At 48.0% G+C, this 24,086-nt stretch carries 24 protein-coding genes; 20 read left to right on the forward strand and 4 right to left on the reverse strand.

Going from position 1 to position 24,086, the window contains the following annotated elements; all coding sequences use genetic code 11:
• Positions 1-20 precede the first annotated feature (20 nt).
• The gene (locus J2T19_RS08310; RefSeq protein ID WP_307214634.1) at positions 21-1,793 is read left to right on the forward strand and encodes a proline--tRNA ligase; all 1,773 of its coding nucleotides are present in this window, start codon (positions 21-23) and stop codon (positions 1,791-1,793) included.
• Positions 1,794-2,363: 570 nt separating this feature from the next.
• Here the strand turns inward: J2T19_RS08310 and J2T19_RS08315 are convergent.
• From J2T19_RS08315 to J2T19_RS08325, 3 genes are all read right to left on the reverse strand, one after another.
• Entirely contained in the window at positions 2,364-4,160 is a 1,797-nt protein-coding gene (locus tag J2T19_RS08315) for a 5'-nucleotidase C-terminal domain-containing protein (RefSeq protein WP_307214636.1), read from the reverse strand.
• A 179-nt stretch (positions 4,161-4,339) separates the two neighbouring features.
• On the reverse strand, positions 4,340-4,756 hold the full coding sequence (locus J2T19_RS08320) for an ImmA/IrrE family metallo-endopeptidase (RefSeq protein WP_145051096.1): 417 nt from the start codon (positions 4,754-4,756) through the stop codon (positions 4,340-4,342).
• A 43-nt stretch (positions 4,757-4,799) separates the two neighbouring features.
• Positions 4,800-5,246 (reverse strand): helix-turn-helix domain-containing protein, encoded by a 447-nt coding sequence (locus tag J2T19_RS08325; protein ID WP_307215308.1) that lies wholly within the window; start codon positions 5,244-5,246, stop codon positions 4,800-4,802.
• Positions 5,247-5,655: 409 nt separating this feature from the next.
• Here J2T19_RS08325 and J2T19_RS08330 point away from each other — a divergent pair, with 409 nt between their 5' ends.
• From J2T19_RS08330 to J2T19_RS08355, 6 genes are all read left to right on the forward strand, one after another.
• Entirely contained in the window at positions 5,656-6,138 is a 483-nt protein-coding gene (locus J2T19_RS08330; RefSeq protein ID WP_307214639.1) for an ArpU family phage packaging/lysis transcriptional regulator, read from the forward strand.
• 133 nt (positions 6,139-6,271) lie between these two features.
• Positions 6,272-7,951 carry a sensor histidine kinase gene (locus J2T19_RS08335; protein WP_307214641.1) on the forward strand — a complete coding sequence of 560 codons (1,680 nt, stop codon included), beginning with the start codon at positions 6,272-6,274 and terminating at the stop codon, positions 7,949-7,951.
• A 12-nt stretch (positions 7,952-7,963) separates the two neighbouring features.
• On the forward strand, positions 7,964-8,692 hold the full coding sequence (locus tag J2T19_RS08340; protein ID WP_307214643.1) for a response regulator: 729 nt from the start codon (positions 7,964-7,966) through the stop codon (positions 8,690-8,692).
• A gap of 181 nt (positions 8,693-8,873) precedes the next feature.
• Entirely contained in the window at positions 8,874-9,437 is a 564-nt protein-coding gene (locus J2T19_RS08345) for an NADPH-dependent FMN reductase (RefSeq protein ID WP_307214645.1), read from the forward strand.
• Between the two features lie 25 nt (positions 9,438-9,462).
• Positions 9,463-9,918 carry a VOC family protein gene (locus tag J2T19_RS08350; RefSeq protein ID WP_307214647.1) on the forward strand — a complete coding sequence of 152 codons (456 nt, stop codon included), beginning with the start codon at positions 9,463-9,465 and terminating at the stop codon, positions 9,916-9,918.
• 193 nt (positions 9,919-10,111) lie between these two features.
• The gene (locus J2T19_RS08355) at positions 10,112-11,062 is read left to right on the forward strand and encodes a hypothetical protein (RefSeq protein ID WP_307214649.1); all 951 of its coding nucleotides are present in this window, start codon (positions 10,112-10,114) and stop codon (positions 11,060-11,062) included.
• Between the two features lie 166 nt (positions 11,063-11,228).
• On the opposite strand, the gene J2T19_RS08360 is transcribed toward J2T19_RS08355, so the two are convergent.
• Complete coding sequence (locus tag J2T19_RS08360) at positions 11,229-11,714, reverse strand: hypothetical protein (protein WP_307214650.1); 486 nt, start codon at positions 11,712-11,714, stop codon at positions 11,229-11,231.
• A gap of 336 nt (positions 11,715-12,050) precedes the next feature.
• Between J2T19_RS08360 and J2T19_RS08365 the strand changes: the two genes are divergently transcribed.
• The 13 genes from J2T19_RS08365 (at position 12,051) to J2T19_RS08425 (ending at position 23,967) form a co-directional block, all read left to right on the forward strand.
• A complete protein-coding gene (locus J2T19_RS08365; RefSeq protein WP_307214652.1) occupies positions 12,051-13,898 on the forward strand; it encodes a DUF4127 family protein in 1,848 nt (615 codons plus the stop codon).
• 544 nt (positions 13,899-14,442) lie between these two features.
• Positions 14,443-15,312, forward strand: coding sequence for a hypothetical protein (locus tag J2T19_RS08370; protein WP_307214654.1), 870 nt, complete (start codon positions 14,443-14,445; stop codon positions 15,310-15,312).
• Positions 15,313-15,378: 66 nt separating this feature from the next.
• Complete coding sequence (locus J2T19_RS08375; RefSeq protein WP_370874840.1) at positions 15,379-15,579, forward strand: YqzN/YkzM domain-containing protein; 201 nt, start codon at positions 15,379-15,381, stop codon at positions 15,577-15,579.
• Positions 15,579-17,042 (forward strand): phage tail sheath family protein, encoded by a 1,464-nt coding sequence (locus J2T19_RS08380; protein WP_307214658.1) that lies wholly within the window; start codon positions 15,579-15,581, stop codon positions 17,040-17,042. The genes J2T19_RS08375 and J2T19_RS08380 overlap by 1 nt, the downstream gene beginning before the upstream one ends.
• Positions 17,043-17,222: 180 nt before the next feature.
• Positions 17,223-17,630: a phage tail tube protein gene (locus tag J2T19_RS08385; protein ID WP_056694176.1), complete on the forward strand. Its 408-nt coding sequence runs from the start codon at positions 17,223-17,225 to the stop codon at positions 17,628-17,630.
• 210 nt (positions 17,631-17,840) lie between these two features.
• Positions 17,841-18,275, forward strand: coding sequence for a phage tail assembly chaperone (locus J2T19_RS08390; RefSeq protein ID WP_128100657.1), 435 nt, complete (start codon positions 17,841-17,843; stop codon positions 18,273-18,275).
• 14 nt (positions 18,276-18,289) lie between these two features.
• Positions 18,290-18,433 (forward strand): hypothetical protein, encoded by a 144-nt coding sequence (locus J2T19_RS08395; protein ID WP_307214661.1) that lies wholly within the window; start codon positions 18,290-18,292, stop codon positions 18,431-18,433.
• 39 nt (positions 18,434-18,472) lie between these two features.
• Positions 18,473-20,311, forward strand: coding sequence for a tape measure protein (locus tag J2T19_RS08400; RefSeq protein ID WP_307214675.1), 1,839 nt, complete (start codon positions 18,473-18,475; stop codon positions 20,309-20,311).
• A gap of 54 nt (positions 20,312-20,365) precedes the next feature.
• A complete protein-coding gene (locus J2T19_RS08405; protein WP_307215310.1) occupies positions 20,366-20,992 on the forward strand; it encodes a LysM peptidoglycan-binding domain-containing protein in 627 nt (208 codons plus the stop codon).
• Complete coding sequence (locus J2T19_RS08410) at positions 20,989-21,972, forward strand: XkdQ/YqbQ family protein (RefSeq protein WP_307214677.1); 984 nt, start codon at positions 20,989-20,991, stop codon at positions 21,970-21,972. Before J2T19_RS08405 ends, J2T19_RS08410 begins: the two co-directional genes overlap by 4 nt.
• 31 nt (positions 21,973-22,003) lie before the next feature.
• The gene (locus J2T19_RS08415; RefSeq protein WP_307215312.1) at positions 22,004-22,375 is read left to right on the forward strand and encodes a hypothetical protein; all 372 of its coding nucleotides are present in this window, start codon (positions 22,004-22,006) and stop codon (positions 22,373-22,375) included.
• Positions 22,368-22,823: a DUF2634 domain-containing protein gene (locus tag J2T19_RS08420; RefSeq protein ID WP_307214679.1), complete on the forward strand. Its 456-nt coding sequence runs from the start codon at positions 22,368-22,370 to the stop codon at positions 22,821-22,823. Before J2T19_RS08415 ends, J2T19_RS08420 begins: the two co-directional genes overlap by 8 nt.
• Positions 22,824-22,827: 4 nt before the next feature.
• Positions 22,828-23,967: a baseplate J/gp47 family protein gene (locus J2T19_RS08425; protein WP_307214681.1), complete on the forward strand. Its 1,140-nt coding sequence runs from the start codon at positions 22,828-22,830 to the stop codon at positions 23,965-23,967.
• Positions 23,968-24,086: the final 119 nt, after the last annotated feature.

Here is a 24,086-nt window from a genome sequence, read left to right on the forward strand (position 1 = left end):
AAAAGAAGAGGTGTATCCACATGCGACAAAGTGAAATTCTAATCCCTACATTACGGGAAGCGCCAGCCGAGGCAGACGCAGCAGGACATCGCTGGTTGCTGCGCTCCGGCATGATTCGCCAATTAGCATCGGGGATCTATAGCTATCTGCCAATGGGGCGACGTGTTCTGTTAAACGTTGAGCGCATCGTTCGCGAAGAGATGGATCGTGCGGGATGTCAGGAAGTATTGTTGCCGATTATGCAGCCTGCCGAGCTCTGGGAAGAGTCCGGAAGATACGACCAGTATGGGCCGGAGCTTATGCGCTTGAAGGATCGTCATGCGCGAGAGTTTGCTCTTGGGCCAACTCATGAAGAAGTGGTGACTGCACTGGTACGTGATGAGGTCAACTCTTACCGGAAGTTGCCATTCACGTTATACCAGATCGGAACGAAATTCAGAGATGAACGCAGACCGAGGTTTGGTTTGTTGCGTGGTCGGGAGTTTGTGATGAAGGACGCATACTCCTTCGCTTCCAATTGGGAAGAGCTAGACCAGACGTACCAGGCGATGAATACGGCGTATGCACGCATTCTGGAGCGCTGTGGCTTGAACTATATGCGCGTTGAAGCGGATGCAGGAACGATTGGGGGACAAGGGGCAACGCATGAGTTTATGGCACTTGCTGATGTGGGTGAGGATACCATTGTCTCCTGTGAGAAGTGTGGCTATGCAGCCAATCTGGAGAAAGCAGAGTACCAAGCTTCCAGTATGAATTCTTCAGGTGAAAAAGGCACAACGAGTCTGGCTAGCTCCGAATTAAATCACGATCTTCAGCCAGATTCTAATTCAGGTGCAACGTGGACTCGAATAGAAACACCGGGCATTCGTACGATAGACGAATTAAGCTCCTTCTTGAACATTGGGTCAGAAGCGATCATCAAAACATTGGTGTATCAGGCGGATGATAAGTTGGTTGCGGTACTTGTTCGTGGGGATCATGAAGTCAACGATATTGCATTGAAGCAGCTATTAGGTGTGGAAGAACTGGATTTAGCTGATGAGGCTGCGCTCGCAGGCCATCCTGAATTGGCAGTAGGTTTCCTCGGTCCCATTGGATTGAACATACCTCTAGTTGTGGATCGGGATGTGGCTGGAATGGAGGCAGCGATTACAGGAAGCAACGAGGTAGATATACATCTCTCAGGAGTGCGTCCAGGTAGAGGCTTCCCTGTGAGCCGTGTCGAATCCGTTCGTTTTGCAACAGAAGGTGATGGGTGCCCTTCATGCGGAGAACTGCTTTCGTTTACGAGGGGAATCGAGGTAGGGCATATTTTCAAATTAGGAACGAAGTATAGTGATGCTATGGGCGCGTCGTTCTTAGATCGTAACGGTCGTCAATGCGCACCTGTCATGGGATGTTATGGTATCGGTGTATCGCGCTTAATGGCGGCGGTAGCTGAACAACATGCAGGTGACGACGGTATACAGTGGCCTGCGTCTATTGCTCCTTACGATGTACATCTCATCACGCTGAGTTGGAAGGATGAACAGCAGCAGAAGCTGACGCTTGAGTTGGAACAACAGCTTATGGACGCCGGATACAGCGTATTATTGGATGATCGAGATGAACGACCTGGCGTCAAATTCAAGGATGCAGAGCTGATTGGATTACCTGTGCAGATCGTCATTGGAAGAGGAGCAGCTGAGGGACAGGTCGAACTGGGATCACATGTGCTTACGATATCTGGGGATTCCAAACGGATCAGTATGGCCGCGCAAGAGGCTGTAGAACTTGTGAAGGAACAGTTATAATCTTGTAGCCACCGTGTGCGTAGATATAGGTCCAGTTATTATGCGGTAAGTTGAAATTCAGTTGTGATGGCACCCATAAGCCGGAAAAAGAGGGCTAGAGTCATAGAAAAGAATTTAAAATTTTGCATATTGTCATCCGTAAACACTATATTTTTGGTTGTTGTATTCTGTATACAACAAATTTGTGTTAAAGGAAGCAACTAGCGAAGTTTTTCTAGGAGTGACTGTGCAAATACGCAACATCTAAATGCAAGAATGAACAATCGAAAATACATGGAAGCCTATGATTATGGTAAATTTGGGGATGTTTACTATAGTTCGCTGTAGTAAATGAAGAAGGAGCTTTTTGCCCAGTGCAACGCTGAAGATGTGTTTTTCGCACGGAGTTTGGAAAATGAAGCAGGTAATTCTTGAGTCTGTCAAAATAAAATACAAGAAAGGGTGTTCCTCAAGCCGGTAGTGGCTAGAGGAACACCCTTTCTTTGTTAAACTATTATTCAATTTACTAGCTTAGGTTACACTCACATGCAACGCTAATCCTGTCTGCACGCTCTTGCTCTGGAATGCAGCTTAAGAAGCGGCTGGCAGTTTCAGTGATTGACCTGGATAAATCCAGTGTGGATTTTTAATTTTGTTGAGCTTTTGCAAAGCTTGCCATGTTGTGCCGTATTGTTTGGAGATGGAGTACAAGGTATCTCCCGATTTAACAACATGCACTTTAGCTGGTGCTGGCTTGCTTGGTGTAGGTTTAGACGGAGCTTCTGGTTTTGGTGTTTCTGGCTTCGGTGTAACCGGAGCGGGTGTTTCTGTTACTGGCGCTTCTGGTTCAGCTGCAGGCAATGCAGCTTCTTTGATCCGACCGTCTGTTTTGATATTCACAGCACCGAGTTGTTGCATGTATTCAATCAATGCTTCATCCAATGCACCGTACATGCCAGTTGTTGGGTATTTCGCGAACATCGTGTATTCGTCACCACCAACAGCTGTAAAGTCATTCGTAGCCAGTGTATACGTAGCTTCTGGGTTCAGCGCTTGATCTCCAACCATCACGGAATGCACGCGGCTTCCTTTGTCTTGGGAAGGATCAATGCTGAATGTGATACCAGATACTTGTGGGAACCCACCACTCGGTTCAGGGTAGGAGCCTACGCCGTTTTCAAGAGCAGCCACAACATCGGAGCCCTTCACATCAATCGTTACAACCTGGTTACCAAAAGGAAGAACGGTAATAACGTCACCTTTGGTTACAACGCCTGCTTCAATGGAAGCACGAATGCCGCCACCATTTGTCAGCGCAATATCTGCACCACTTACGTCACGAATAGCGTCTGCAAGCAAGTCACCAAGGTTTGTTTCCCCTGCACGAACTTGTTCACGCTTACCATCCAGCAGAACGGCTGTGTTAGCTACTTCTTCTTTCAGGATGGGTTCTTGTTCTTTCTGAATGGAGTTCACCAAAGTGGCTACTTTCTCATTGGGTTTAATATCTTTTGCTGCTGTTTCATCAATTAATGTAGCTTGTTTTTTCGTTACTTTACCAGCATCTACCCACAGGTCAATAACCCCTACGTAGTTCGTATATTCCCCTGCACTAGCGATCAGTGTTCCGTGATCGGAAACCAGACCATCTTGCAGTACAGTGTGGCTATGACCATCAATGAATACATCAATGCCGGGCACTTCTTTCACGACTTTGAGACTAGTATCTGTACTGGATGCATCTTGTCCAAGGTGTCCCAATACAACGACAACATCTACTTTGCTGCGAATTTCATTCACAAGCACTTTAGCTTCCGCAGTTGGATCTGTGATATCGAGGCCTTCTACATTTTTTGGATTCGTTTTGTACATCGTTTCCGGAGTTGACAGAGCAATAATACCGACTTTAACGCCATCTACTTCTTGGATGAGGTACGGTTCGAATAGACGAGTGCCGTCTTTCTTCTTCACGTTAGCGCTAATCATAGGGAAGTTCATCATGTCCTCAAGCTCAAGCAGTCGCTTAGAACCGTAATTGAACTCATGGTTACCAGGTACGATTGCTTGGTAGCCCATTTCGTTCATGACTTTGACGATGCTCTCACCGTTAACCAGTGTGGCAAACGTTGTGCCGTGTACAGCATCTCCAGCATCAAGCAGGAGGGTATTCGGGTTTTCGCTACGGTATTTGTCCGCAATTCCAGCTACTTTAGCAAAACCCATCGCAGGTGAGGATTCAACTGCGCGTGCATGTGTATCATTCGTATGTAGAATGGTAATGTGCTTGCCTGTGCCCGGAGTGGTATCCGCAGCCGCAGCCATGCCTACACTGCCAAACAGCAAACAGACCGTTAGCAGAAGTGAAACGTAATTCTTCCAGATTTTCATATGAATCCGAAACCTCCCAAAATAGTAATCTACTTGAGCGTGTATAGCTCATTTGCTATTTTAGCAGACTATGATTCGGAAATCTCGCGATTTACGTAAAAATAGGTAACCTACAAGTGACATCATATTGTATAGATGCAAAAAGAAAATAAATTTTAACAACGAAGGAACGTATGTTCTTAGTTAGAGTAAAAAAAATGCTGCACTTCACGAGGCAGTCCTGTGCGTAAGCAATATTTTTCAAGTGATTCATCGGGTTCTGGAGTTACCCCTGAGGTTAAGAGCTGAATGGCAAAAAGATTCGCCTGTCTTTCCAGCTTGCCAGGTGCAAAATAGGAGTGCTCCTCTAAAAAGAAACGGTTGATGCCTTTATGCAATCGGTCATGCCCCAGTTCGTGAGCGCACACAAAACGTTGCCATTCTGGAGCCAGGTCATTGTGAATCACAATAAATCTGCGTCGCAGCTTACGAAAATACAACCCTTTGGTGGACTTTCCGAGATTGGTGAAACGAATATGTATCCCAAGGGCTCTCGCAATGCTGAAAGGGCAGTTTGTCCGGTGTTTTCGAATCAGCTTTGTTACAATGTCATCCATATCATCTCACCCGCTGCTTCAATTTGGTTCACCCTGTAATAGTTCATTTATTCTCACCTGGATCGGTTGTTTTCTTACGTTTGTTCATCTGTTTAGCTTCCCAGAATAGCCCTGTAAGAACGTCTTTAATGCGCTTCTTGTCCTCGTCATCCAGTGGGATGCCATCAAACATGAGATCATCCTCATCCTCCAGCATTTTCTTAAAGTCTCGACGATCCTTATAGGTTGCCCATTCAGGTGTGACTAGTGCATCCCTTGTGGTATTCATTTCTTCCATATATCCAGCTTGCTTCATCATCTCTGCGTAAGGAACGGAGAGGGCGTCTGCCAATTTTCGAATCGTTGCTGGTTTGGGAACACCGCGCAGCCCATTCTCAATGCGTGAAATCTGCGAGTTACTAATTCCTGCGGAATCTGCTAGCTGATTGATACTATAGCCTTGCAACTCTCGCAGTTGTTTGAGGTAAGATCCAAAAGCATGCTCCACAATTCATGCCACTCCTTCAATTAGTCTATCGTAGTCTACACCTTAATTCGTAGAAGACGACTTGGATGGAACTCGTTCGTTATCTGTACTATATCGTATATATACCATTAGGTAAAGATATTTGAAACAATTATGCCAAAAGGTAAAGAGAATGAGAGAGTGAGTTTTATTATTCGCCCAAAACGACCCAAAATGAGGGTTTACTCCAATCTCCAGAAAGTGGTATCCTCGAATAGAAATACGAACACTATACGAACAAATTGTAAATTAATGATAACTGATGCCTATTAAAATACGATCGTTTTGGTCTATTCACGCTCGAACGAATTCCAAAAGGCAACAAAGGAACATGAGCTATATGCCGCTCTAGTGCAGAAAACAAAATGTTTAGTATATAAGGAGGAGAATAATGATGGAATTATTGTTACCCGAATTGGATCGCCGAAAAACACAGACTGCGGTTGAAGCTGCGCTGGAGAAGTATCGCATATACAAAACCATTGCGTTTGAAGAACGAGAAGTGATGGTGACTGCGAGCTATGCAGAACGCTTCCATGGTGCAACGAATGTAACCGGGGATTCGACGGCTCGGACAGCAATTTATAATGTGGATGTCCAGCGAGCACGCCAAGCCTATTGTGATACCATTGATTTTATTGTCTCTCGCCTAAGTGAGAAAGAGCGTCTGCTTGTGTGCGAACGCTATTTGAAAGATGAAGATGTGTTCGATTATAAAGTGTATAATCACGTGTTCGACCCTCCTGTAAGTAAGGATACGTATACGAAGATTCGAACCCGTGCCTTCTACAAGCTGGCACTTGCTCTATCTGATCGAGGAATAATTAATGTAGAGCCGTTATCGGCAACACGTAAGGAGCGTAAGAAGCTGGGGTAAGGGCAGCGAACTTCATCCTTTAATATCCATGCTTGATTGGATACAATAATGAACAATACAAGGTTTAGTTAAAGTGTGTGTTTAAAAAGGACGGTTGGACTTTTTGAACAACCTTTTAAAGGAGAGAATCTGCATGTCTGAAGAAGGTAGAATGCAGGCAATGTACACCCTGAAGACGATTGCGGAGACGCTGAATACCTCGAACGACCTGAGTATGATGCTGGATACCGTTATAGGTAAGTTATTGGGTCTTACAGGACTGACAACCGGATGGTTATTTCTGATTGGTGAACGCGGAGAATATTCGTTCATAGCAGACTATGATTTGCCACCTGCACTTCAGCGTCAAGAGAAGCAACCGATGCGATGTGGCACGTGTTGGTGTTTGAATCGCTTCTGGGATGGACGACTGGACAATGCTGTTAATGTTCTTAACTGCAAACGACTTGAGGATGCGCGAGAATACCAATGGGGAGATACCTATGATATCACCCATCATGCAACGGTACCTCTGCGATCTGGTGAGAAGATGTTAGGGCTACTCAATGTAGCTGCCCCGAACAAAGAGCACTTTAGTGAAAGTGAACTGGCACTATTACAGGCAGTAGCTTACCAGATCGGCAGTGCGATTGAGCGGATGCGGTTATATCGTGCAGAGCAGAGGCGAGCAGATCTATTTGCCAAGCTAGGCGGATTCAGCAGTGCGTTAGGACTCGCGGTGAATGAATGTAAGCATTTGGATTCACTGGCCGAGACAACGGTTAGCCTGCTAGGGCAACATTATGATTGGCCATTTGCGGCATTGCTAAAACTCAGAGAGGATCGTTTGGTTGTACAGGCTGCACATGTTGTAGGAGCCTTGCAACGTCGATCATTATATGAAGATTTTCCTTCGGATGGGCTGAACGTTGTACAGCGTGCTATTGAACTTCATCGCGTTACGAAATTATCCGCATCAGAGGTTCAAGAGATAGCTACAAGCAGTGCACGGTCGTTACCTGTACCTGTTCTATCTTCAGGTCTTGCCGTGCCCATTCTGAGTATTATTCCGGGAGAAGCAGGCGTATTGGTCGTTGGTTATGCTCAGTCGAGTGTTCTTCCTCAAGCGGATCATGAGGTACTTGAGGCGATTGCGGAACACATTACTGCGTCGTGGGAAAGCTTGAAGCTTGCTGAGCAACGACGTGAGTTGGCTCGATTGGAAGAACGGAATCGCTTGGCACGCGATCTGCATGATTCGGTCAACCAGATTCTATTTTCTTTGTCCCTGACGGCGAAGGGAGCTGAGAGCATGATGTTGGGCTCTGCAGAGCTTGAGCCTATTAGAGAGGCAATGAAGGACGTTCGTTCTCTTTCTCAGGAAGCGCTCAAGGAAATGCGAGCACTGATTATGCAACTACGACCGGCCGGCTTAGAGAAGGGGCTAATGAGTGCATTGCAGGAATATGGTGCAGGACAGGGACTGCAGGTGGTTGTCCATCGTTCTGGTATGGGAAGTCTGCCCCGAAGTGTTGAAGACGGGCTATGGCGAATCGGACAGGAAGCTCTTAATAATATACGTAAGCATGCTGGTGTGAACGCGGCAGAGATCATCCTACATTTGAGTGATCGTGAGGTAACATTAAGCGTAAGCGATCGTGGGAAAGGTGGAGCCAAACGGCGTGGAGCTTTGCCCACTTCTTCTCTCGGATTATCGATTATGAAGGAACGTGCTCAAGCGTTGGGAGGTCGATTGGAAATTGTGAGCTCCGCTCGCAAAGGAACAACGGTAACGGTGATCGTCCCGCTTACGTCTGAAACGGTAGAGAATTAAGGAGGAGAAGAGATGCCGATTAGGATTTTACTTGCGGATGACCATGCGATGGTCAGACGTGGGCTTCATGTTTTTCTATCCACACAGTCCGATATGCTTGTTGTTGGCGAGGCATCTGATGGACAGGAAGCGTTGCAACAAGCGGCAGAGCTGAAGCCGGACATGGTGTTAATGGATCTGCATATGCCTGTACTTGATGGAATAGAAACAGCTAGACAACTTCGAGTGCTTACGCCTAGTATTCGGATCATTGTACTCACATCGTTCTCAGACCAGGATCATGTTGTACCTGCTGTACGTGCTGGGGTCAAAGGATATTTGTTAAAAGATATCGAACCAGAGGATCTGGCGTTGGCGATCCGCAATGTACATGCAGGTCAGGTGGAGCTTCATCCGGCGGCGGCCGGTCAACTCATGCATGTCATGGCTTCTGCTGAACTATCTATGAATGAACAGCAGTTATCGTTGAAGCAGACAGAGCCACAGCCTGTACAAGAGCAACGTCAGGATAAGGGTAAGGAAGCACAAGCATCAGCACCTGAACTTGATACCTTAACCCGTCGTGAACATGAGGTGTTGGGTCTCATCGCACAAGGGTTGAGTAATAAAGAAATTGCAGCTAGGCTGGTCATTACCGAGAAAACAGTAAAAACGCATGTTAGTCATCTATTGGATAAATTAGGGCTATCTGATCGTACCCAAGCCGCGATCTATGCGGTTCGCAAAGGATGGGTGGTCTGAGCATCATCGTAACCATGCCTCAGTCCAAAGTCGTAGAAACTCAGCCGAAAGGTTGAGTTTTTTGGTGCTGGAAGTTAAGCCTTTCTGCTGACGCATCTAAGGGTGAAGAAAGTTATGCTAGTAATACATAAGACGGGAACATGAAATGAAATCAAATGAAATGAAAAAGGAGTGTGACCCAATGAAGTTTATTGTTGTGGCAGGAAGTAATCGTAAAAATGCGACCAGTACACGTCTGGGAGAATATGTGATTCAAGCTATTCATGGTCAAGGACATGAAGCGAGCCTGTTCGATTTATATCAAACACCGGTTCCTTTCTACGCAGCGGACGAGAAACTCGACGATGATCTACATTTGTCTGATCTGAAGTCTCGAGTGCTCGCGGCAGACGCCATTATTTTAGCTACGCCAGAGTACCATGGAAGCATAAGCGGTGTGCTCAAAAATGCACTGGATCATCTAGGTCAATCCTATTTCAGCGGGAAACCAGTGTTGTCCATTAGTTCATCGGGAGGTGCTGTAGGCGTAAGTGCGCTACTACAGTTGCAAGCGATTGTGCGGAATATGCATGGGATTAATGCATCAGAATGGATTTCCATCGGCGGAGCGCAGCGTAGACGATTCGAGGCAACATACGATGGATACGAGGAATATGAGGGCAGTCAGGATATTGAAGAACGGATTCAACGTGTGCTTGGTTCGTTTTTGCATCTAGCAGAAGCCATCACGTCTGCGCGTAAATAACACTTGATAGAGAGGGGGATATCGTATGATTAAAGGAATATTTGAGACCCATCTGAATGTAACAGATTTGGAGAAATCTCATCATTTTTACGAACAGGTCATAGGTCTGGAACATGCATATGGACAGCCCGAGCGAGGAAACTCCTTTTATTGGGTCGGTGGTAGAGGAAACGCAATGCTGGGTCTTTGGCAAAAGGAACCTGCTAATGTTCAGCGGCAACATTTTGCTTTTCATGTGTCCTTAGAGGATATGAAACAAGCTGTCCCTTATCTGGAGGCTAAAGGTATTACGACGCGTAATTTCTTAGATGATGACATTGGTGAATTGTATGTGTTCGGCTGGATGCCCGCCGTGTCGGTGTATTTCACCGATCCAGATGGGCACTCGCTTGAGTTCATATCCATGCTGTCAGACGAAGCAAAGCCTGAGCTGGGCTTGGTACCGTGGAGTACGTGGGAACGCATGCATGGACGCGTGTAGGTACATGCACTCGAGGTCGTCGTCCAAGACGTCGGAAATCTTCAAATGTAGTAAAACGCAAGCCAGTGAAGTAAAAATGGAGCGGGTCAGCAAGGGTGTGCATATCTTCACGATTTGGCTCATTTAATAGAAGTATCCGCAATGTAAGCGGTATATATGGGGAAACACTTATTCGATGAAGGAGGGATGCATTATGGATCGACGTTTGTTAGAAGAGGGTCTAATGATCATCGTTTCGAGTCGGGAGCACACAGGGGATCTGTGGCATGCCCATTATGGGGCAGCAGCGATTGCGGCTTACTTCTGGGTGAGGGAGAACCGCTTAACCTCCCTGGCTGCTGGAAGTGTTACCGCTGAAGCCAAGGCAATGCTCCGCAAACATGGCGTACACTCGGGAGAACCTTCTTTGCGAGGTGAAGTGTTGCCGGTGGAAGAAGCGGAAGCACTTATCACCCAGGCGCTGGATCGTACCATTGGTGAGCTGCACTGGATTGGGCATCAAGCGATCTATGGAGCGCTAAGCTTGAAAGCCATTCGCGAGCTGGAGGGCTGGGGGACTGCCCGTGATGTGCAACAGCTAGTTGAGCTGATGGATTCATTTGAGCGGACTGTGCCCGGACGATCGTGGATCAATACGACAGTCAAAGAAATACGCACGCTACGTGTAGATGAATCTGACGGTTTTCCCCTGATTGAACGTCCGGAGGATCTGTCGCGTCTCATTCTGGATGAGCTTGGGGCATTGGATACCATCTATCAAGCAGAGGCTCATCATGATCTCATCGGACATATGTTAACGTATGGACATGCACTTAATATTTTGCATGAATTAGGCTATCCAAGCTTGTTCCATCAAGGGCTGCCGCCGTTCTTAACGATGGTAAAAGCGTTGCGACTCAGCCGTAACGTTGATCATGAACTAGATAGGCTGACATTACAGTCTCCAGTCGATCGACTGCCCCTGGTACGTGCTGAACGCTCGATTGCATTGCCACATGAACTTGAATACTGGCTAACAGACCGCCGGTCACAAGATTGGAACAGCGGACATGTATTCAAATTTCCATTCAGTTTCTATCATCATGCAAGAAACAGCAATTCGGTTCCAGAGAGCTGGGAAAACTTCCGATATATTATTGCTTAACGAGGCTACGAAAGAAACATTCATTCCATAGTGTGGATTGAGTGATTAGATATAGAATCAATGGACATATGTAAGGAACGAGGAAATAGAATGAGAAGAGCACAGCCTGTGAAGTATAGGGGCATGTGCTCTTTTTTGGTATGTGAATTTAAGCTAATCCTTAGATCTAACGGACTCCTATCCAAATGATGAAAAGAATGATTGTGACTCGCGATAACAACAAGAAGAGGGGCTTCGTCGATGGATTGCGTACTACCCATACTCCCCAAGAACAGGTCAGGGCTGTGCTCATCCAAAAAACAAGGAAAGGCAAGCCTTCGGCTGTAAAAGGGAATGATATTGGCGGTAGAGTGGAAAGACCTGTACCAAGGAATAACCAAGCTGTCATATAGACAGTAAGGAAGGATGCTAATACAAACATAATCGTTTGAGACCAGAAGCGATATAAACCGACTAGACGGAGGGTAATTACAGAAAGCAGATACAGCAGCATCACACTCGTTAAATACATCACCACAGTCCATCCAATAAACGAGTCAGTTACTACGCCAGCCTCCCTATATAGAAGGAACAGGGTCAATATATGCATCACGTAACCTGTCATATAACCACTTATGATCACCCAGAGGTAGAACCAATCTGATCTTTGCATGCATGTCACTCCTTCTGATCCTATACATCTTTCATTTGTAGTATAAACGTTTGCGGGATTATAAAAGTTGAGTCAAATCAACTAATATTAAGCCTTCGCAAGAAACCGACGCTGAGCCGACGTATTCGCTTCCACAATCGGTCTTAATTCAGGCGGTTAACCGTCAGCGTAGACGTTTAAAAGAGGTAAGATGGTATTATCGGATCAGAAGGAAAGCAATCATATCGATATGATCTATGAATCTACTGGCTAAAGGCCAGTTTTTTTAATAGGGGCTAAGCGTTCTGATCAGATGCTGAAGGAAAATCTCATTCTTGGAGCAGGAGGTAGCATGATATGAAAAAAGTATTGTATGTCCCACTCGATGATCGTCCAGCCAACCTGGATGACGTCGTTGTACAAGGTAAAGCAGCCGGTCTCCATATCGTTACACCGAACCGGAAGGACATCCGAAACCGTTTGGATTCGGAGAAAACGGTAGATGGCACCACATTACTTGGTACATCTACACCTCAGTATGGCAAGCCGTCCAATATTCACGATTTTATTCTGGAGCATGCTGCTGAAGTTGAAGGCTTCATTATTTCAAGCGATATGCTGGCTTACGGTGGTCTGATTGGTAGCCGCGAGCTTCGTGAGAACGGAGGCGGTGACTATCCGAACTATGATCAGGAGACAACGCGGTTGTTGGATGTAATTCGCGTTATTAAAGAGAAATACCCATGTAAACCCGTTTACGTAATGGATACAATCATGCGACTTGCGACCACTTCATTTGCAGATGGGCTTGCACTTGATGCCTATAATGAATCGCGAGCATTGATGCAGCAACCTCGTCAGACGTTTACGACCTTTGAGGATATCATTCAGGGGTATAACGTATCTCCTGAATCTACAGAGTATGGTGAAACGACCTATTTTGATAAAGAACAATACTATAATACGAGACAGCATAAATTCAAAACGAATCTGTATATCCTCGATCAACTGGCACGTAAGGGATATATTGATTTTCTCGCGGTTGGTGTGGACGATGCCAATACGCAAGGGGTACAGATTAATGAAATCCGCTATGTGGAGAATCGAATTAATGAATGGCTTGGCGGGGTAGCTGGGCAGAATCCAGACCGTGCGATTATTCTTCCGGATGCGGATGGTTTGGGACACTCGCTATTAGCTCGGATGGCGAATCAATTGATTCGTGATGGTGCAAAAACACGTTATGCGGTTACCTACTTCGGACCACATGGTAATACCATCGTGAACACCTATGAATATATGAATGTACATGAAAATGTAGCCCGCCATATTGATATCGTAGGTGGTGTGCTTGTTGCTGATTCTGCATATCCAGTTCCAGAGGAAGAGACGGATGCTGATCTTGTCCCAGGCGAGAACGTAAGGCAGGATGATGCTGCGCTTCAAGCTGCAACGTTCGATGTTACCTCAGAACTTGATCGGATGACCAGCCATTCTCATAAGAACAAACCAGAGCCTAACTTAGAAATTGTGGCGATTACGTCACTGGAACAGGTAGAGGCTGCTGTTGAACGAATTAACGCCAATAGTGAGCAAGGTGTGCCAACGGTTGTGATTGATTTTGTAGGTAAAGGCCCGGCGAATGTAGATGTAGCTGAAGCGCTATTGAGTAGCTCGCACACTGGTCGCGCTCTAGGGTATAGTGCGTGGAATACACCCGGCAATAAGATCGGAATTGCGGTTGGTATGGGACAATCTCGCTACGCCTTCATTACGAAGGAAACGAATGCTTCTGCTCTACAGGAAGCAATGAACGCTCAAGGTTCACTATTGTTTAAACGTTTCCTGAAGGATTATTACTACAAAGCGGTTGCGATTGCAGATATTCGCACGTATTCCCGAGCTCATGCCCTGTATACCAACGTGGCTACGCTTGCGGATCAGAATATGCTTTTGTTCAATTCCAGTGAGGATTACGAACACCTACAATCGTTGCTGCGAGATTTAATGCAGACATACACAACGACACTTGCCGCTAAACCTGCATTTGCCCAAGGTAATGATGCGGTGGTTCAATTGGAAGATGGAGAAAGCTCCTATGCTGCGTATGAAAATGCAGAGCTGGAGTATACAAATCCCGACTTTATCTGGGGACGTGCGTTTGAAATTACGCTGAACCCCCAAGTTACATTGGTGTCTGTTTAACTTCATATAGTGTCGTCTTTTTTCCACCCAAGATACTCTCTTAATCGCACCGAAGTCATGCCAATCACCATCCGCGTTTGGGATCAACAGGTGTAAGATTATATTATCGGATCAATCGCACAGGGACACACCGAAAGCACATACGCTAGGGCGTGATTGAAAACTCCGAAGGACGCAGATTTTGCCGAATTTTCGTTCCAAGCCAGGAAGTTTTCCGCAGGCGTGCCGGGGCACGTCAAGGGAAAGTGACGCAGCAGGGAGCGAAAAGGGGGTGAAAGATGCACTTCAGCGAGTTTTCAAACACGTCCTAATGTACAGCAGACCGGCCATTGAGCCGGTCTTTCTTATGCGGTGATGTTGTCTAGTTTGGTTCGATCATAGATTGTATTGCAGACGGAATGTTAAAGGGGGAGTTTCATGACTGCTGCATTGTCGCTGCACAGCGGGAGCAGATCATACATTTGCAGCTGAAGGGGGCGAAATAAATGTGTCTATAACAACTGAGGTAAATTCCACAGCAAGTATGGGCAGGATGAGCACGCTCATGAAGCAGACATTAAAGCAGAAACTTGCTGAACTTGTTCCAGCGTGGCAGGGTCAGGTGCGTGATGCACTTGCACCGGGCGAGTTGGTAAATGAACCTTGTGCGGTCATTGCTTTTGCGGAAGAAGTGCCTAAGTCGAGCTGGGCAGGATATCGCCGAATCATCCGTATTGCTCCATATGCGAGACTCACTGAGGGTGGAGCAGAGCAGTTGGAGGTCTGGTCTAGCAGGTTGATGGAAGGATTACATCAGGTTCGATTACAGGATACGGAGGGCAATGCTTTCACCTGTATCTACCTCGGATCTTCCGATTGTGATCGAATCGACTCCGGTGCAGGCTTCATTACACGTAGCCTGCGATTCGGCGTATATGTACCTGAGGTCATTGAACAAGATCTGGTGATCGAAACGCAGGACTATTCGCTGCTTGCACTCCAGAATTGGACACAAGCAGAGCTTGGTTCAAGTTGGTCTGTCTATCGTGATACATGGCCTGGGGGGTACGAATCTCCTTCTGTCTTGTGGCGACTCGCGAGTTACGATATCGCCGAGGCAGGTGCTTCTACACTGGAGATTCGCAAGCAGTTCGTGGGACATGTCATGACTGGAAATTCAGTAACGACACGTAACACTGTAATTCGGCTTGTGGAGCAGCTAGGGATACAAGCAAGAATCGCCATTACTAGTGTAGGAAGCGAAGGCACTACTGAGAGCAGGAGATATGTCACGGTCGATGACGTCTCTGCTGATTTACAGGCAGATGCCTACTTGAATGGACAGATCCGTCTGACCTTACAGGAGCGTATTCGTCGCCCAGGAACAGACGTACCTTTCATTCGTCAGGTGCATCATAGCAGAGGAATAGAATAAGCATGAGTCACAATAAATGTATTAATAATGCGTGTTGAACTTATAACCAAATGAGGTGAGATGGCGTTGACAGGTTCAATAGAACATACCCAACAAGGCGGTGCGAAGTACACGCGAGCCGAGCTAATCAATCATGCAGAAGCCCTCTTTGCCGTTAAGGCTGAGGTGCTGTACGGGGCGCTGAGTGAAGCAGCGGCGCAGACGTTTTCCATTGCGGAAGCACAAGAACGAATTAACCAATTTATGAAAGCGAAGGTGAAGGGCTAATGGCAGGCGGAACATGGGAGAAGATGAATCGTCCGGTACTTCCGGGCTTATATATGAATTTTCAGGCGGCAGCAGCATCGTCCATTCAGGCAGGAAATCGTGGAACTGTTGTGGTGCCGGTGAAGGCAAACTGGGGGCCAGCGGGGACTTTTGTCGAAGTGGGCAGTGAGTCGGCGATTGAACGGATTTTCTCAGCGGGTGCATTGGACAATGGGACAGCTTATACATCCCTGAAACTTGCGCTGCTCGGCGGGCCGAAGAAGCTGCTAGCATATCGGGTCGTGGGGGAAACGGCGAAGGCGGGAAGTCTTACGCTCAAGGATCGTAACGATGAAGATGTACTGCAACTGGATGCGAAGTATGTAGGGGATCGGAGTAACGATTTCTACGTCACGATTCAACCTGGCATTATCGATAATACGAAGCATGAAGTGCGTCTCTTCGAAGGCAATCGCATGTTGTACGCGTTGGTGACGGCAGATATTACAGGTGCCGCTCTCGCAGAACTGATCAATGCGGATGAGAACAACGTATGGGTAACAGCGGGTGCCATTGGAGAAGGTACGGGCGAGGTTGCAACTGTTGCTGGTGCATCATTCAGAGGTGGTGTGAGTGGTAACGACAGTCTGACCAATGCGGATTACATTGCCGTACAAGAGGCGCTCGAAGGTGAACAATTCGATGTATTGGCTCTGGATCAAGCGGCGGATGTTCCTCTACTTGCAAGCTTTGGCGCTTGGGTCAAGCGTGTACGCAATGAGGGTAAACCGGTTATCGCCGTATTTGGCGGTTCCGCAGCAGATGATACATCAGCGAATGCTGCTCAGAAGGCATCGGCTCGTTCGGCTCAGTTGAACCATGAGGGTGTGGTTAACGTGGGTACGGGTGTAAGTTTGGGAGACACCTTCTACAGTTCGGCAGAGACCTCTGCGTATGTTGCAGGTCTGATCGCGGGTCAGCGTTTGAACGAATCCACCACATATGCTCCTACCCCGTTTGATGATGTGACACGTCGCTGGACACGAGCTGAACAGGAGCAGGCTGTGCAGAATGGAGTATTTATTTTCTTCCACGATGGTCGTCAGGTGAAAGCACTGCGTGGTGTGAATACGCTGGTTGCACCCGTGGCCGGGCAGAATAATGCATGGAAAAAAATCCGTTCCATTCGGGTGATGGATGCCATTAACGTAGACCTCCAGCGTTCTGCCGAAGACACGTACATCGGTAAAGTGAATAACACGGAGGAAGGTCGCCAGGCATTGATTGGGGCAATGAAAGCCTATCTGGCACTGCTCGCGCAGAGCAATGTGATTGAGGCGTCAGGATACGATGTGCTTCTCGATCCTGCATATTATGGAACAGCTCCGATTCTGAAGCCGGAAGCAGATCAGGTGTATTTGCAGTGGAATGTGAAGCTGACGGATGTAATGGAGCAATTATTCGGCACTTTTTATGTGCAGTAAGTTTTGTTAAGAGGGCGATTTCTAGTTCGTGTATAGAGTGTGCTGTTTCAAGATAAACGAGTTTAGCCGGCTTTGGAAGTAAGCGAATGAGGCAAAGTTTAATCATATCCATAAATAAAAATATGTGAACGAATGGTTTACGCGAATCGATACGTTCAATGATCCCAAGGAGGAATATTCATGTTAGATGCATCACGAGTTATTCTCGGTACCCATGGTCAGCTGCATATTGATGGTACGTGGCAGACCAATATTAACAAGCTGGAAGCGAGTGTAGAGATTGAGAAGCGTGAGCTGAATCTGGTCGGTAACGACTGGAAGGTGCACAAGAATGGAGCGAAAAAAGGAACAGGTACGATGACAGGGTACAAAGTCACTTCAGATATGATTACACGTGGCTTCACGAAGTTCCAGATTATCTCCAAGCTAGATGATCCAGAGTCCTATGGACATGAGAGTGTGCTGTTGAAAGGCTGCATGGTAGACAAAATCCAACTAGCCAACTGGACAGCCGGCGAAGAAGTGCCGGAGGAAACAGGCTTTACCTTTGAGGGATTTGAGTTGCTTAATCCAATTGTAGCGAACTAAGAAGCGTAGTTAGGAAGATGTAGTAAGACCAAGGAAGACCTAGGAAGACGAAGGCGTAGGCAAGGCGAAAGCAAGGTTATGGAAAGCTAACCCGAAGATAAAGTAATTATAAGAACAAGCAGGCTGAGGGCAACTCGGTCTGCTTCTTATGTTTCAGCGGATTTTTGTAACGCGAGTACATTTTAGGAAGACAAAAGGAGACATGCCTCGATGAGTATGAATGAAAAGCTGTCGGAAGAACAGATTTTGGATCAGCTATTTGAAGCCGCAGAGCGATTGCCAGAGGAAAATGTGCGCATTCAGCGGTTGGATCTGCTACTTACGTTGCGTGGACTGACATCCTCCAAAGTCGATCAGATCCGCGAGCGTTGTACAGTTCGCAAAACGGTCAAGGGTCGCACCGAAGAAAAGGTCGACACGGAGACGTTCAATGCACTGCTTATTTCCGAAGCGACGGTGAAACTGCAAGTGCGCAGCCTGGAATTATCCGGCTGGGGCGATAACCGCATTACCGGACGCATGAAGCTGTCTGGTGGGGAACAAGCGGTTCGCCGCATGCTGCTTGCTGGTGAGCTGGATGCGGTGGGTGACAAGGTACTGGAGCTATCCGGGTTCGGCGTGGAGATTGAAGACCTAAAAAACTAATTCACTCCGGCGGGATGACAACGTTCCTCTATCACATGTGGGTGCGTCATCATCTAAGACCCGGAGAGTTCTGGTCTCTATCCCGAGGCGAACGCTCGTTGTTGCTTGCTTTCTCGGAAGAGGAAATGGATGCAATCACGAAGCAAAACAATCGGTAAGGTAGAGGAATCCATATTGAATGACAGGAGGTGAATTAGATGGCAGAAATGATTGTTGGTCTAAGTAAGTCCAATGCGCAGATGCGGACAACCCTGCGTTATTTGGATCAGATTGAGCGTTCAACCGAACGGCTGGGCAGGGTACGATATCAGAGTCTAATCAAGACAAACAACGAGCTGCGAACGACCGGACGAAGGCTGGAGCATGTGTACAGTACCGCAATTCGATTGAGCAGATTGCGTATCACACCAACGATTGGGCTGAACGATAAGCTAAGTCCTGCCTTGGATCGGGTATTGGCGAAGCTGAACCGAGTTCAGGGACAGATGGTCAAAGCATCGGGAACGGTATCTGTCGAGGTGCGCCAGAAGGTTGAAGTGGCGATGGGTAAGATGAATCCGGCGAGTAATCCTTCACTGTCGCTTAGTATTGGCAGCAATAACAATACAGTTAAGAATGTAGCGAAGGAAGAAGAAAAAGGACTGTTGGAAGGAATCAAAAGTTGGATTGATTTAGGTAATAGTTTGGCTGATTTTGCAGAGGCTCCGAAAAAAGTAGTCGATGCTTTTAAGGAGTATAAAGGTTACTTCACAGGAAAAAAATCTAAAACAGACGCTACTTCAAGCCCCGCCGCTAAATGTGGTTGCTGCTCTGGCGGTAGTCTTGGAAAGACTCGCAAAGGCGGTTCGAAGGGTGGTTCAAAGAGCGGTTCAAGAGGTGGGAACCGATCCAGAACCAATTCTCGAACTGGAAATGTTGGTGGTGGTCAAGCCGAGAAAACCCCACGTAGAGTTTCTGGGGGAGGTTACAGAGGCCGATCTCCGAGAACTACTCCAGCACCCGCTCGAACCCAATCCAAAATTCATCAAGACTTATCAGAAAAGTCCTTCCGCGAATCCTTATCCATGGAGAAGAATAGACGGATGCGAGGTGGAGGGAAATCCGGTTTCAACTCAGGCATCCTGTCAGGTTCACCGATGGGCATGTCCAACCTGTTATCGGGTAACGGCATGTTTAGCAAGATAAGTGGAGGTCTAGCCAAGGGAGCAGGGAAATTGCTGGGACCGATCAGCATGCTGGCAGATGTGGCAAATGTGGCTTCTGCTCCAGCTGGAGAGCGTGGCCGAGCCGTAGGCTCCATGATAGGTGGAACTGCGGGTACCGCTATTGGTAGCGCCATTGGAAGTGTGATTTTACCTGGGATTGGCACGTATGTGGGCGGCGCAATTGGCGGTTGGGCTGGAAGTGCTGCAGGCGAATGGATTGGCGGTAAAGCGAAGGATATTGGCAATTTCATGTCGAGCGCAACCGAGAGCGTGGGCAATGCTGTATCTGGTGCGGTAGATTATGTCGCCGAAAAAACGAAAAGTATTACGAGTGGCATCTCCAATTTCTTCGGGTTTGGCTCGAAGGAAGAAGAGAAGGTTCCTCCTGCCCCTGTGCCTCCGCCCCCTTCAGTACAACCTGCAATAGCTCCGCCTTATATTCCTTCGGCGCTCTTGACCACAGGCCCGTTGGCGTATATGACATCGATGGGGGTTCAACCCACTTCGGTGGCATTTCAAGGTTCGAGCATGATGCAAATGCAGGCAATGAATGCGGGAAATGGATCACAGTCCACAGCGGGAACTAATGGCAAATCATCCCCGATGACCGTGCAGATTTCGGAAGACCAGATGAGTAGTCTATCAAGTTACCTCAAGGATTTCAAAACCGAGACCACGAACCAGATTGCTGTGAATGTTCCTGTAGGTGCGGTGCAAGTTACCGTTCGCGAGAATGCGATTGACTATGATGGACTTGCCCGACAGGTCGGACAGCGTGTGGTGAGTGAGGTAAGACGCGCGATGGAGAACCGTAAAACGATCATGGCCTAGGATGAAAGGAGGTCAGGTATGAGTGTAATTGAAGATCAAGTGAAAGGGATAGAGATGGAGTTTACGTTAAAAGACGGGACGACATCCTTCCAATTTCCCGTGAATCCAGAAGAGTTGAATATCTCTCGTTCCAAAGGGTATGAGACGATTAATATGCTGGAGCATGGCGAGTTTGATTTTGCGCAGGGAGAGAGGGTGAAGGAGATCACCTTCTCTTCTTTTTTTCCCAAAGAATACGATGCATCCTACTGCACATATGCGGATATTCCCGATCCACGTGTAGCGATGAACATACTGAATACATTTCTAGTATCAAAGAAGCCGCTGCGCTTCATTATTACGAATACAGGTGTGAATGTGCCTGTGTATCTTGTGTCTCACAATACGACCTTCCGGGGTGGGGAGAGTGGGGATATTTATTTTGACCTCACCATGCGTACATGGCGGGACTCGAAGGTAGAGAAGACGAGTGCGAAGACAGCAGGCAAGACGAATACTCGCACCGATCTGAAAAAAACAAACAAGACGTACAGCGTTAAATCTGGGGATTCTCTGTCCAAAATAGCCAAGCTGGAGCTTGGGAGCAGTTCCAAATGGAACGAGATCTACAAGCTCAATGCCAAGACCATCGGCAGTGATCCGAACCGGATCAAGCCTGGGCAGAAGCTGGTGATGCCGTGACATACCAAGTCATCATTGATGATCAATACGACGTGACCAAACTGGTGGAGACGATTACGCTGAAGGATTCGCTCGAACAGATTGCTTATCAGGCCAACATCCGTCTGGCGGTGTCTGCATCCTCGGGTCTACCTTCGATATCACCGGGGATGCCGGTGCGGATCAGTGGGGTTCCTTTTGGAGAAAAGGCGAAGGTTCCGTTATTGCATCCTGCTGTCATCTGGGAGGTTGAAAGCTCCAATAGTGGCACGAAGCGATTGTCTCTCACGGTGTACGACCGCATGATCTATTTGGAGAAGTCGGAGGATGAGTTCCTGTTACCGAAGGACCAGACCGCGACGCAGCGGCTCAAAACGTACGCTAAGGAATGGAAAATCCCCTGTGCCACGTTGCCAGATACCAAAACTAAGCTCGGGAAGGCGGTGTATCGGGCGCAGACGATTTTCTCGATGATGTTTGCCGATCTGAAGGAAACTGCCAAGTCAGGAGGAGACATGTATCATCCTCGAATGATGTCTAGCGGGTTGCAACTTTATAAGATTGGCAGTAACACAAAGGTGCATGAGCTGGATCGGCTCATTGATCTGACACAGATGCGGACGCTGGAAGGCGCTGTTACAAAGGTAAAAGTCATGGCGGCTTCAGAGTCAGGGAGTGGCAAAGAGGTTCCCTCCAAAGTGCTCGCAATTGAGCAGGAGGGTGTAGCTGAACTCGGTACGTTGCAAAAGTTGGTCGAGGACGATCAGGTGAAAACAGCGGCTGCCGCCAAGAAACTGGCGAAGAGTCGTCTGGCTGGGATTCAGGAGACGTTTACCGTGACTGCCCCAGATATCAATACCATTCGTGCCGGGGATGCCGTGTTATTGAAAGGACTAAAGCTGATCGTCATGTCGGTGAGCCGCGATCTGGCTGGAGCTGGAACGATGACGTTGGAACTAGCTACGGCGGAGATGGTGAGAAGGAGGGTTTACCTTGAATAACGATGATCCGTATGGACAGTTTGCCGATGTGATGCGTGGTGCGATGAGTAACCATTCTCGCCAAGCCGTCAGTGGAATGGGCGCGGTGCTGGGTACAGTGACGTCATCGGGTGTGAAGCTGGATGATTTCAAGCATGAAGTGCAGGATTATCTTGTTGCCGAGTTTCCCGGAACATTGACGTTGCCAGAGCGTGAGGTTGTTGGCGCAATCTCAGGGATCGGTGATGTGGCGAATGGCGGGACGACAAGCGTAGGACGGTTTCTTTTGCAGGAGAGTGAAGTAGATGAAGCCCATTGGTCGCTGGGAAAAGGCTTGAAACCTGGGGATCGTGTGCTCGCCATGCGTGTGAATAGTGGAAACGACATTGTAGTGCTGTGTAAGGTGGTGAGTGCCAATGCCTAGTTTGTTTCCTGATCGAGGTGTGGTCTGGGGAGATGAGGAGGATCTGTCGGGTGCGGCTTCGGAAGAGGTGACCTTTGGACGGAGCTGGCGATTCGATTATGATGCGGGGGATTTTGTACTGACTCCGAGTGGGAAGTTCGCTGTGACAGATGCTCATGAGGCCTGGGTGCAGTGGTGCATCAAAGCGGTCAAAACACCGCGGTACCGGCATATGATCTATTCTCGGAACTATGGCTCCGAGCTTGAGGAACTGATCGGGCAGGGGGATCGCCGGGGTGTGATGGAAAGTGAGATCGCTCGTATGGTGAGTGAGACGTTGCTGGCAGATCCGCGCACTGAATCGGTAGATCAGTTCACATTCAACTGGAACATGGAGCAATGTGTGTTTTCTTGTCGGGTGGGGAGTGTGCAGGAAGAGATGTTTATTTTGGAAAGTGAGGTGATCTGACGGGATGGCTGAGATGCCGCGTTATTTGGAAGATCAGACGGAGGAACAGATTATGCAGCGTATGCTGGATCGTTTGCCCGCGGATCTGGACAAGTCAGAAGGTTCTTTCTTGTGGGATGCAGAGGCTCCGGTAGCGTTCATGTTATCTGAGGCCGCGCTCTGGGCGCAGGAATTATTACGGCGTGGATTCGCAAGTACCGCTGCGAGCAGTGATCCGAATTTCCGTTCGGAGGAGTTGGATTTACGTGCTGGGGAGCATGGCATTATTCGGCGGGCAGCGGTGGTGGCACAAGGCGTGGTGAGATTCGTGGGTACGCCGGGGAAAGTGGTGCCAGCAGGCACCGTAGTGGCAACACTCGCGGATGAAGTATCGGGCGAAGCCTCGTTAGAATATGAAACGGTTGGGCGCGTGGAGTTAGGTGAGGATGGTTCTGGCATGGTCGGTGTACGAGCGCTCGTTGCGGGAAAAGAAAGCAATGTGCCAGCAGGCACAGTAACCGTGCTGTCTACACCGATGAGCGGCGTGACTTCGGTCACGAACGTAGATGTAATCAAGGGCGGAGCGGATATTGAAGCAGATACCGCTTTGCTAGAACGCTTCTATGCCAAAGTCCGCAATCAGGGAACCAGTGGAAACAAAGCTCAATATGTACAGTGGGCAAGCGAAGTTCCGGGAGTTGGAGCGACGCGAGTTATTCCGCTCTGGCAGGGGCCAGGCAGTGTGGGGCTGTATTTGCTGGATACAGACAAGCGAGCTGCGGGCAGTGATCTAGTGGCGGCCGTGCAGAAGTACGTAGACCCAACACAGGATGGACAAGGTGAAGGTGTTGCACCCGCGGGGCCTGTAGTAACCGTCATGCCGGCAGAGGAAGTGCCGATGAATATTCAGGTGAAGCTGACACTGGCGAGTGATGCCACGCTAGCCGATGTGCGGGAGTTGATCGAACGCGGGGTGACCGCGTATCTGAAGCAGCTTGCTTTTGCCGACCCGCTCGTTCGCTACACACGTATTGCTGCCATCCTGCTCGACATTCCGCCGATCATCGACTATTCGGAGCTTACCGTGAATGGTGTGAGTGATCAGAATATTGAGATGACAGCAAGTCAGGTGGCGGTTCTGGGAACGGTGGACGTGTATGAATAATGTGGGTGTAGAGGTAAGGAGGGCTGGAGAAAGGCTCAATGAGGATAAATTCGCTGGGGCTCTCAGGTTAGAACAGCCGAGTAAGAAGCTATCCTTATATGTGAAAAGAAAGGAGGACG

The organism is Paenibacillus tundrae (assembly GCF_030812775.1).
GTDB classification, from domain to species: domain Bacteria; phylum Bacillota; class Bacilli; order Paenibacillales; family Paenibacillaceae; genus Paenibacillus; species Paenibacillus tundrae_A.